Genomic DNA, 11,952 nt, shown 5'->3' on the forward strand with positions numbered 1-11,952 from the left:
GCAGGGTGGCATCGCGGTGGTGTCGCAGGGCACCCGCGGCTATGCGGTGATCGACGCCGGGTTGGTCGGAGCGCCAGCCGGTTTTGGCTTTGCCGGCAAGATCGGCGGCAATGACTCGAGCGGCACGTTCGTCAACGAGGACACCGCCAACCAGATCGGCACCGACGCGGCTGGCAATATTTACGTGGCGGGAGTGTTGGCGCCAAGCGACTTTTCGGTCGATCTGGACGCCGGAATTGGCACCTATTTCACAGGCGCGGACTCGCTCCGCCAAACGGCCTACCTGGCCAAGTATACGCCCGCCGGCGCGCTCATCTGGGCACGGAACATTTACACCACTAACAGCGCGCCCACGGGGGCGTCCAACGCCGTGCGCGGGCTGGCGGTATCGCCTAGCGGCGTGGTCACGGTCGCCGGATGGGTAAATCCCGGTCTGACGTACGACTTTGGGACCACGTTTGACGGCAAGCCCAACACGCTCGCTTATTTCACCTACAACCACGGTTTTGTGTCGCAATTTGACGCCGATGGCCGAGTGCTGTGGACACGGCACATCAATGGCACCGGAAACAATGCGATCATTGATCTGGCGCAGGCGGGAGACGGCTCGATTTATATCACGGGAAGCTTTTTCTCGACCGCCACCTTTAATAGTCCCGGGGTCGGGTTGCTACGCGGCGCGTTCCCCGGCTCGGATTTGTTTGTGGCTAAATATGACGCGAGCGGCAATTTCCAATGGGTGCAGACGATCGGCAGCCCCACTGGTTCCGAAGACGGCCGCACACTGGCCATCGCGCCCAACGGCGATGTGATCGTCGGCGGGGCGTATAACATAATTTCGAGTCCCACGCGGGCACAATCGTTCCTGGGCCGCTGGACAGCGACAGGCACTCCGCTCTGGCAGCGCACCTGGGGGAGCGCAACTGGCTTTGATCAGGTCAACGACGTGGCTCTTTCGCCGGACGGCGCGGCGATTTATCTGACGGGCCGCTTCTCCGGGGGGGCGACCTTTACACCCGCGGCGGGCACGATCCAGCTTACCGCCACTGGTCCGCAGGACGCCTATCTGGCCATGGCCGATTCGGCGGGGACGTTCCAGTGGGCGCATCGCTTCGGCGGGAACGATGTCTCCGAAGGACAGGCCGTGTCAGCGCTCCCCTCGGGCGAGATCCTCTTCGGCGGTTACATCAGCGGCAATAATTCGGTCGATTTTGATCCCGGCGCGGGGAGCACCCTGCTTTCGCCTAATGGTTATTATGAAGGGTTTGTGGGTCAGTACACGCCGGCAGGCGCGTTAACCATGGCGTTTCCCGTGGGTGGTCCGCAACCCTTCCGTCGCGATCGTGTCAACGCTATCCATGCCACCGCCGATGGCGGATACATCATCGGCGGCAGCTTTGCCGCGGACGTGGGCAACACGGTCCGCTTTCACGCGGCGGGAACAACGGCGATCACGTCGGCCGCGGCGAATATTGACAGCTTTTTTGCCAAGACCTATCCGGCCACCTTGCCGCCCGCACCCCTAGCCACCGTGCGGCAACAGTTTTTGGCCAAAGGAGGGGGAGCCATCTATGGCAAGAAATTCCACGACCTGGATGGCGACAATAGCTTCGGAGGGCTCGACGTTGGTGTCGAAGGATGGACGATTTATCTGGACATCAATCACGATGGAGTGGCGGATCGCACGACACTGACCGACCGCAACGGCGACTATTCATTTACGGATCTGACGATTAACTCGCTGCCGTACACCGTGTGGGAAGGGAACAATCCCGCGTGGACCCCCACGGACCTGTTTGGCACGATTGTCTCCGTCGCGGTGGACCAGGTCAACCCGGTTCGGACCGTCGACTTTGCCAATCAGCGGCGGGTGCGTATCCTGGCCAGCGATGAACTGTTTGCTCCATTGTTGGGTCCAGTTGCCGAAGGCGCGTCGATTTTTTTACAGGCCGAACTTGACCCGGCCTTGACCAATGTGTCCTACCTTTGGTCGATCGATCCGCAGTTGACGGTGGAAAACAACATTCCCGTCAATTCCCCCAGCGGTTTTGCCAGGCTGCTGGACGAGGGGACATATCGAGTCACACTATTTGTCAGCAGCAGCCAGGGATTGTTTACCGATACGTTCGACCTGTTTGCATTCAATGTCCCGCCGCAAGTGGCCCTCTTGCAACCCAGTCTGTCGGTCGTCGAAGGCTCCATCCTCGACACGTCCACCGTTTTTGCGGCCACAGACGACTCCCTCGATCAGACGTACTATGACTGGGACTTTAATGGCGACGGATTGTACGATCTGACAACAACCGAAATCACCACGTTCTTTAATTGGGGGCAACTGCGGACGGCCGGAGTGGTCGATGGTCCCGGGATTTTTCCCCTCCAGGTTCGCGCTTACGACGAAGATATTCTCGCGCTCGGCCCGGCGGCCGTGGCCTCGCTCGTTCCCGTCATCGTTCCGCTTAACGTTCTTAACGCCCCTCCCATCGCCGACGCCGGCGGTGCCTATCGGGTTGACGAAGGCCTCGGGGCGCAATTGAGCGCGGCGGCCAGCTACGATCCCGCGGGACCCAGCGATACGCTGAGCTATGCCTGGGATTTGGACAATGATGGCCAGTACGACGATGCCAGTGGTGTGACGGTGAACTTTAGCTCCGCCCAGTTGAACGCTCTGGGCTTGAATGACAGCGGTCAAGTACTTACGGTTTTTCTGCGCGTGACGGACAAGGATGGCGGCCAAGGGTTTGCCTCGGCCACCGTCGAGCTGGACAACGTGGCCCCGCGGGTCGACGCGCTCGGCGACGCCTTGACCGTGGAAGAGGGCACGACGGTCGCCTTTGACGGCGCTTTCACCGATCCCGGCGCGTCCGACGATTGGAGCTTTAACTGGACGGTCGTCCACAATGGAGCGACCATTGCCACAGGGACGGCGCAGGCTTTCAGCTTTGTGCCGCCGGATCAGGGCAGCTATTTGGTCTCCTATACCGTCACCGACGATGAACTGGGCATAAACTTTTCCCAGTTGACGGTCACCGCCGTAAATCGCGTCCCCATTGGCATCGTGGTCGCGACTGCCAGCGCCCCCGAAGGTCCGCTGACATTCAATATGGCTAACTTGCAGGACGGCCCGGCCGATCTGGCCGCCGGGTTGCGCTACAGCTACGATTTTACCAATGACGGCACGTTTGAGATCGTTGACAGTTTGACCCCCGCGGCCACTTTCAGTCCGCCGGATCAGGGGGACTACACCATTCGCGTGCGGATTACAGATAAGGACAACGCGACGCGGATCGTCACCACCAACTACAACGTGACCAATGCTCCGCCAACGGCCGTTTTGGGACTCAATCTTGGCGGCGTGATCAGCGAAGGCGCGGCTGGCCTGCAGTTGCGCTTTACTGGGGCAAGCGACCCGTCGAGCGCCGACACGGCCGCGGGTTTTCGCTATAGTTACGATCTCGATGGCAACGGGACATTTGATCCCGGGTTGATCGATCTGGCGGGTGTTTCGGCTCAGCCCCTGGGCGTACCCCAGGAAGGGCAGTTTTTGGCCCGCGCGCGTATTACTGATAAGGACGGCGGCTTTAGGGATTACTCGCTGAACTACATCGTGGCGAATGCTCCCCCCGCGGGCGTGACCGCGAGCGGAGCGACCACCGTCTCCGAAGGGCAAACCTGGATTCTGACCGGCGGCTTTATTGATCCAGGCGCCGATCAATGGCTAGCGACGGCCCAAGTGACCAAAACGGGAGTCCCCGGCGACCCGGGTTATACCGTGCCGGTCGTCGTGAACCAGGTGGCCAAGACTTATCGCCTGGAACATGTCTTTGCCACCGATGTCGCGGCGGGATACGACGTCCGCGTGACTGTCTCGGATGGCGTCGCAAGCGGGCAGTCCCAGTTGTTTCATGTCAATGTCACAAATATTCTGCCAGTAATCGACGCCCAGGCCGCGACAATCATCAATCGCAGCGTACCCTTCGCGCGGACGATCGGCTTTGCGGATCCCGGCGCCGACGCGTGGCGGTATAGTGTCAACTATGACTATTTGAATAACCCCACGGCGTTTTCGGCGTGGACCTCGACCGACGACCCCGCTGATCCCGCGGATAGTCCAAAAACGTTTGACCTTGGCCACTTGTATGCGGCGCCTGGCGAGTATCGCGTCCGCGTGCGCGTTACGGACCAGGCCGGCGTGAATCCGGCGACATTTGTTGCGGCGGAATTCATCGTGACCGTCACGGCCAACGACCCCCCGACCGTTGCCGCGCCGATTCTGGATTTGGCGCTGCAACAGGGATCGACGCCCACATACGCCAATTATGCCTACCTGCGGCAGGTCTTTGCCGATATAGACGATTTGGGCGAGGATCTGGTGTTCACTGTCCAGGCCAATACCAATCCCAGCCTGGTCAGCGTGTCCATCGACCCGCTCGACGATTCGCTCGATTTGTCGTTCTTGGCTGGCCAGAACGGGACGGCGACAATCACCGTGCGCGCGGCCAACCCGCACACGCCAGGCAACTTTGTTACCGACACGTTCGTCGTCACGATTTCCTCTATGTCCGGCACTCCGGTCCCTGCATCCGGCCTGTCCGCCACGCCCACGGCCGCTAATAAAATCCAGCTAACCTGGAGCGACAACGCGGCGAACGAAACCGGCTACCGCGTCGAGCGTTCCACCGCCGGCCCCGGCGGGCCATTCACGACCATCGCCACGCTGCCGGCCAACACGACCAGCTTTACCAATTCGCAACTCCAGTCGTACATCAACTACACGTACCGCGTGGTGGCGACCGGCGGCAGTGATTCTTCTCCCAGTAACACCGCCGCCGCCAGCACCACCTTGGAGCTGATCATCGGCGCCAATGCCGCCGACACGTACCGCGTTCGCCGGGTTGGCAGCTTACTGGAAGTTTACGAAAACACGCTTCCCGGACCGGGCATCGCGCCCGATTATTCCGCCGAATTGGCCGCGATGAACACCGGTCTGCTCACGTTCAACACGCTTGGCGGGGGCGACCAGTTGTTCATCGACTCCAACGGCGCGGCAAACTTTGGCGCGCTGCGCTTTGTGTTTAACGCGGGAAGTGGCGCCAACACCCTGCAAATCACCGCCGGCACGGCCCGCGTTGATAGTACGGCAATTGGCGGCACGCTCGACACCACCATCCAGGCGAACGCCACCCTGCTGACCGCCGGTCTGCGGCAGCGCCACCTGACACTGACCGGCTCCAACGCCACCGCCCGCATCCTGCCCAATGGGGCCGCGGCGGGCCTGGTCGTCCTCACGGGTAACTTAAATATCGCCAACGATGCGGTGCTGGACCTCAACGATAACGACCTGGTCCTGTTTTATGATCCGCTCTTGCCCAGCCCCATCGACGTCATCACCGGCTACGTGGACAACTATTACAGCTTTGGCTCGGTTCCCGGCGGCGGCGTGCCGGTCATCGGCAGCACCGAGGTGGACAACGCCAGCGGCTCGCGGCTGATTATTCCCGTCGACAACATCAACAGCCAGTTTGGCGATATTAATAACCCGTTCTACGATCTGGTGCTGGGTGACAGCAACCTGGGGACCGGCTTTAACCAGGTCATCGTCCGCTTTACCTATCCGGGAGATTACAACCTTGACGGCCAGGTCGATGGCAGCGACTACACGGTTGTGGACTCATTCCTGGGCACGCCCACGCCCGGATTGTCGGCGGGCTGGACCTTGGGGGACGGGGACTTTGACGGCGTGGTCACCCCCGCGGATTATTTGCCGATTGATTCGAACTTTGGCTCGGGGGTGGGGAATCCGCTGGCGGTGCTGGAATTGCAGCCCCTGGGCCAGCTTTTTGCCGAAGAGCTCTTTGCCCAGGAGCAGGATTGGCAAGCCGAAAACCGAGAGACGATGGTGGAGATGTTGGCGGGGGCGGTTTGGCAGGCCGCAAATACCCAGGATAAATCAATTTCCAACCGTCGCTGGGGTCATAAGACTATCGCCGACATGCGGGATTGAACTTATACAACTGTCAATCATTCGCCATGAATCCCCGTCTATCAACTGCTCACCAAAGATTACATCCTGCCCGCCTCGGTTGCCGGCACCCTCCTTTAACCATGTCTTACCCCAGCATCCGCTCTAGCGCTCCCAACGCCACCGGCCAGTCCGGCCGCATGGCGATGTAGGTTTGCCACCAGTTCCACAGCGTCGCGCTTTGCTCCTCCATTTGCGCGGTATCCGACGTTAGTGCCAACGCGGGGGGCAGCCAGTGCCGCGCCGCCAGTTCCACGCTTTCAGCCGTGCATTCGGCCTGTTCCAGTTCCGCCGCCACCGCCAGCGCCACCGGCACTAACGCCCAGGCACCCACGGCGTTCGCCCGCGCGGGGGGCAGGTCCCCCGCCAACAGAGGAAGATCCAGGTTTAACTGGAGCGCCAGCCACAACAGACGCGTTACCTCGGGCAGCTTGGGCAGGGGATTGGCCAGCATCCCTTCCCAGACGACCGCGTTTGCCATCGGGTAGGCCCGCCCGCCCCCCCCGGACACCGGTTGCACCACCAGCACCTTGCACGTGGGGGGAATCAACCGGGGATCGGCCAGCCCCCCCACGGTGCGCAGCAGTCCCGGGCCGATCGCCTCCCATATTTCACGGATGGGCAACACGCGCAAGGGGAGTTCCGCCGCCAGTTGCGGGTAGGCCGCGTTATAACCGCGCGTCACCGCGGACAGTTCCTGCGTCCAGCGCAATTGCCGGATCGCCGCTTTTTCCGGGGGAAAAAGCTTGGCTAACAGCGCCTCGGCCAGCAGCCGCGGCGTGTCATATTCGGCGGAAAGCGGCACCAAATGGGTGTACACCCGCGCTGGCGGCAGGCGCTGTGATTGTAAAAATGCCTGCCACGTGGCGGCCAGCGGCAACAGTTCCGCCGGTACCGCCATTCCCGCCGGTACCGCGATTCCCTCCATGCCTGACGATTCCACCGAGAGCGGGGGTAATTGGGCCAGCCAATGCCAGGCGCTGGTCGCGACTTTGGGAATCCAGTGAACTTGCATGGGTAAAAGGGCTCTTATGCTAAGGGGGTGCAAAAAAGCGTGAAAAATTCTGCGGTTGCAGCGCGGCGGAGGATGTGCGATATTAGTTGACTGATCTTAACCCATTCCGGAGTGTGGCGCAATCTGGCTAGCGCGTCTGCATGGGGTGCAGAAGGTTGCAGGTTCGAATCCTGTCACTCCGAATTTTCTAGTTTCTTGGTCACTACCGCCCTCCGCTCGGCACACTTAGTGCCGTGCTCGGTTGCTGGTTGCAGGTTCGAATCCTGTCACTCCGATTCGCTTCGCGAATAGAGAGGAGAGCGGTGAAAGTAGTAAGGAGAAATGGTGCAGGTAGCCGCTCTCCTCGGTCTCCTTTCCACTCTCTCCTTTCAAGCTTTCGTTCGCGAAAAGACTGCTTTACTGTTACTCCATTGCTCTCTAATTTGTTTGAATGGCGTTTGCTTTTGAAAAACTGCTGGTCTATCAAAAGTCAATAGACTTTGCTGATACTATTTGCGAACTGACAGAGCAATTTCCTCCAGGTTATGGCTTTCTTGTTAATCAACTGAACCGCGCGGCTTTGTCTATCGCCGCCAATATCACCGAGGGAAATGGGCGCTTTACCAAACCCGATCGCAAAAATTTTTTTGGTATTGCGCGTGGTTCGGTACAGGAATGCGTTCCGCTGCTTGAGTTAGCTGTTCGTCGACGACATGTGACCAGTGAAATTCATGTGCAACTCAAGTCCAAATTGGAAGAAATTGCCCGGATGTTGTCGGGATTAATCAATGGACTTGAAAATCGTGAAACCTGATTCGCTCTATCGTATCAAAAAATAGTAAATTTCAGTAAACAAATTGCCTATTTACTTTGCTTTCAATGCCTTTGCGTATCACAAAAACAACTTGATTTTTAGCTATCCCCCCCGGCCTAAAATGGCACGGCCGAACGGATGCGAACTTCTTTTCCATTGGCCGGATGGACAAACGCCAGCTCCGCCGCGTGTAGCAGCAACCGCGCACTCGCCACGGCGATCTTCGCCGGGGCGTACAGTTCATCACCTATTATCGGGTGTCCAATCTCCGCCAGATGCACCCGTAGTTGATGCGTCCGCCCCGTTACGGGTCGCAGCTCTAATCGCGTAGTGACTTCTTCCCCTTGCGGGTTCGCGCACGCCTCATGCCCAACTGCGTGAAATTCTTCACGCACTTTTGGCAACTCTTCTAAAGCTGCTCCATTTTCCACTTCCATTCCCCACACCCACCAGTACGTGGTACTTGGCTTGCCCAATGCCCGGTCCACCTTTTGGCGGGGGCGGTTGGGCCAGTCCTTCATCAAGGGGAGCTCGATGCATCCCGCGCTGGCGGCTGGTCGTCCGGCCACCACCGCCACATATCGTTTTTCGACCCGCCGCGCGGCAAAGAGGGCGTTCATTTGCCGGTGCATCTCCGCCGTCCGGGCAAACAGCATCACCCCCGACGTCCCTTGGTCGAGTCGATGCACGGGTAAGGCCCCCGGCCAGGCCGTTTGGACATCTGTCGCCAGATTCAGGGCATTTTGCGGACCCCGCCCGATAACGGCCAGCATTCCACTGGGCTTTTCGACCGCAATCAGCCAGTCATCCTGGTAGTGGATTTGCATGGGCGAATGTTGTAAATGTTGCGGAACTTACAAAAGTTCCGTGGGTGAATTCCTGGCCAACGCCTCGGAATTCTTGCGAATTCCGCTACGGGTAACGCCGGAATTCTAACGAATTCCGCTACGGTTCCCTGCTTCCGTAGCGGAACTTGCTAAAAGTTCCGTGTTCCGTGGGCAAACGGGTTCAGCATTGTCCTTTCGGGGGATGCGGTACCAGGCCGCAGCCTCTATTAGCCCCAAAATGTGGCGGATTTTACGCAATCGGCATTTTCGGGTCTTTTTCAATTGAATTGCCTTGAACGACGATTCAGGATATAAATAGTAATGCCTGAATCCACCTCTTTGTAGGTGGCCAGTGGGCAACTTGTAGGCGGCGACTGTGTCACTTGTAAGAGGGTCACTTGTAGGAGGCTACTCTGTCGCCGAATAGGTTTGCTGTCGCCTCAGGGGCGGATGCGGCACATACAACCGTGGGTGGGTCATATAACTAGCCGCTCGAATTCTCGAATTGGGCTTTGTACGGGGGGAAAGTACCTTTGAGTAGTGATCCAAAGCACTCACGCGCGCTATCAGCTTTGGCTGTTACCCAGATGATTGCTACGACGCATCCTCAGGGATGGTTGCTGGGGGGAGTGTTGCTGGGGTCGTTGCTCTTGCTGACCGGTGGTTGCGGCGGCGGGGGACCGACCCAAGAGGTTATTGACGAACAGCGTCTCAAGCCCCTGGTGCTGCTGTATGGGATGTACCCAGCCTCCAATGGTGGCAGGCAGCCCGCGAACGAGGCGGACTTAAAGAAATACGTGGCGACGCGGCAGGATTTGTTGGATCGCTTTCGCACGACGGCCGATCAAATTTTCCTTTCGCCGCGCGATGGCAAACCGTATAAAATTTATTATGGCTTGCCGGACGGCTATGATGGCGTGATGATTCACGAACAAGAGGGGAAAAACGGCCTGCGGCTGGTGGGTTATTTTCGCGGCGGGGTGGCCACACTGCCCGATGAGGAATTTGCCAAGCTGAAGCTGCCGGGAAAATAACCCTGCGTCAGATTTTTTTGCTGGCGACGAAAAGTTGCGACGGGTAAGATTACATCAATCAGCCGTCGGGCGCTCGCCCCGGTTGTAAAAGAGAGATTTGCCCTAATTTGATCAGCCTTGGGCGCTAGCCCCGGTTGATGCCAAGATAGTTTGTCAAAGACAGATCAGTCGCCGGGGGTATTGGTATTATTGGGGGGTGCCAGCGTTCGCTGGCGCGATATTTGCGGATAATTGGTTGCATGCGGGGGGCGTTGTTTGCATGCTGGGTTTGGGGGCACGGTGCTATTTAGCGGCACGGTGCTATTTAGCGGCACGGTGTGGTTTTGGTAGGGACATAGTGGATACAACCGGGCATTCGCCTCACTCTTCTTCTCCGACAGAGGTTTTATCATGAAACGGAAAGTTACGCTGCAACCGAACCGGGCTGCTGGTTTGGGCAAAGCCGGGTTCACCCTAGTCGAGCTGTTGGTCGTGATCGCGATCATCGGCATTTTGGTCGCGCTTTTGTTGCCCGCCATTCAAATGGCCCGGCAAGCGGCCCTGCGGACCCAGTGCCGCAACAATCTGCGCCAGGACGCGATCGCGGTGCAGAATTATTTGGACTCTAACAAGGCGTTTCCTCATAGCGGGACCAAGCCTTGGCCAGTTCGAGGTGAAAACAAAAGTTGGGCATTTTTGATTTTGCCGTACTTGGAAGAAACCGCCGCTTACAAACTGGTTACAGGTAATCAACCCTATTCAAGAATCGTTCAGGGAAATACCCAACTGGTCAAAAAAACGATTCCGGGCTACATTTGCCCGACTCGCCGCCCATCAACCTACCGAGTTGATCAGCAAACGATTTTGATGGACTACTGTGCTGTTACGCCGGGCGCGTTTGCCGCCAATGGCAATGTGACATTCAATGAAAATGATTATTGGCAAGGCGATATTTGGGCTCCTTCCAAAGCCACCAAGCATAATGGGATTTTTAATCGAAAAGTGGGTAAAGCCAGCAATAATTATGAAGACTTTACAGAGCTTTTCAATAAACCTTTTAAGGTTAAAAATGTTAGCGATGGTTTGTCAAAAACCCTCATGATTAGTGAAAAGCGGATGTTTGTTAATACATATGACGTAGGAGAATGGTACGATGACCAAGGCTGGGCGGATGGCTGGGATCCGGATGTGCTGCGGAGCACGGCCTTACCACCGGAACCAGATCTTGGCTCTTTGGGAAATCGAGACAATCGAACGGAAGGTTTTAGAATTGGTTCCGCCCATGTGCAAAATTTCAATGCTGTATTGGCTGATACAGCTACTGTTGGAATTTCTTACGAGATTGATGTGAAGGTGTTTAATCGTTTGGGCGATCGTCGCGACGGGCAGACGATTCCCTCTGGTTCGATTAGCAATTAAGCTGGATTGCGTGACAGTTCAACCGTTCTCATGGCGGCGTTTTCCCAACGCCGCCATTTTTTTGTGCACAAGGGTATTTACCGCGTTGCGGTTGAATGCGCCTGCCATAACCGCTTTGCGATAATAAACGCCTGCCACTCGCTATATGACCATTGATTCTTACCGCGAAGCGGTTGCGTAATATAGCCCAGGGTTGGAGCGCAGCGACTACCCTGGGAAACCGTCCTGCGTGAATTTCCTACCGCGTAGCGGTTGCGTAACCGCGTTGCGGTAAATATTCTTAAAATGCTTTGTCTCCAGGGTAACCGCTGACGCGGTAACCCTGGGCTGCGATCCATAACCGCGTTGCGGTAGAAACACGCCTGCCAATCGTCATTTAATCATTGATTCCTACCGCGAAGCGGTTCCGTAACATAGCCCAGGGTTGGAGCGCAGCGACTACCCTGGGAAACCGTCCCGCGCGAATTTCCTACCGCGCAGCGGTTGCGTAACCGCGTTGCGGTAAATATTCTTAAAATGCTTTGTTCCCAGGGTAACCGCTGCGCGGTAACCCTGGGCTGCGATCCATAACCGCGTTGCGGTAGAATGCAATACGTTTCACGTAGCGACCCACGACCCACGTCCCGCGTTCCTCCGTTCCCCTGCCCCACCGCAACTCGCAATTACAGAATCCCTCACCCCGGCCCTCTCCCGAAATGGGGTTTGTACAAAAGAGAACGCCGCAATCGGGAGAGGGAGTTGAATTCACCCCGCAACCTACGTCCCGCACCCCGCACCCCGCACCCCACGCCCCGCACCCCACGACCCGCGACCCACGACCCACGTCCCACGTCCCGCAACCCACGTCCCGCAACCCGCGCCCC

6 protein-coding genes and 1 tRNA gene are annotated in these 11,952 nt (G+C 58.0%); 5 read left to right on the forward strand and 2 right to left on the reverse strand.

The window, feature by feature from the left end:
• Positions 1–19 precede the first annotated feature (19 nt).
• Complete coding sequence (locus tag SFX18_10810) at positions 20–6,004, forward strand: fibronectin type III domain-containing protein (GenBank protein ID MDX1963636.1); 5,985 nt, start codon at positions 20–22, stop codon at positions 6,002–6,004.
• A 106-nt stretch (positions 6,005–6,110) separates the two neighbouring features.
• Here the strand turns inward: SFX18_10810 and SFX18_10815 are convergent, their stop codons facing one another.
• On the reverse strand, positions 6,111–7,037 hold the full coding sequence (locus SFX18_10815; protein ID MDX1963637.1) for a hypothetical protein: 927 nt from the start codon (positions 7,035–7,037) through the stop codon (positions 6,111–6,113).
• Positions 7,038–7,144: 107 nt separating this feature from the next.
• On the opposite strand from SFX18_10815, the gene SFX18_10820 reads away from it, so the two are divergent.
• Both SFX18_10820 and SFX18_10825 read left to right on the forward strand, forming a co-directional pair.
• Positions 7,145–7,219, forward strand: a tRNA-Pro gene (locus SFX18_10820).
• 248 nt (positions 7,220–7,467) lie between these two features.
• A complete protein-coding gene (locus SFX18_10825; protein ID MDX1963638.1) occupies positions 7,468–7,830 on the forward strand; it encodes a four helix bundle protein in 363 nt (120 codons plus the stop codon).
• Between the two features lie 116 nt (positions 7,831–7,946).
• On the opposite strand, the gene SFX18_10830 is transcribed toward SFX18_10825, so the two are convergent.
• Complete coding sequence (locus SFX18_10830; GenBank protein ID MDX1963639.1) at positions 7,947–8,657, reverse strand: RluA family pseudouridine synthase; 711 nt, start codon at positions 8,655–8,657, stop codon at positions 7,947–7,949.
• A 587-nt stretch (positions 8,658–9,244) separates the two neighbouring features.
• Between SFX18_10830 and SFX18_10835 the strand changes: the two genes are divergently transcribed.
• Positions 9,245–9,691, forward strand: a complete 447-nt coding sequence (locus SFX18_10835) for a hypothetical protein (protein ID MDX1963640.1) — start codon at positions 9,245–9,247, stop codon at positions 9,689–9,691.
• A gap of 390 nt (positions 9,692–10,081) precedes the next feature.
• The gene (locus SFX18_10840) at positions 10,082–11,089 is read left to right on the forward strand and encodes a DUF1559 domain-containing protein (GenBank protein ID MDX1963641.1); all 1,008 of its coding nucleotides are present in this window, start codon (positions 10,082–10,084) and stop codon (positions 11,087–11,089) included.
• Positions 11,090–11,952 lie beyond the last annotated feature (863 nt).

Source organism: Pirellulales bacterium (assembly GCA_033762255.1).
Taxonomy (GTDB): Bacteria; Planctomycetota; Planctomycetia; order Pirellulales; family JALHPA01; genus JANRLT01.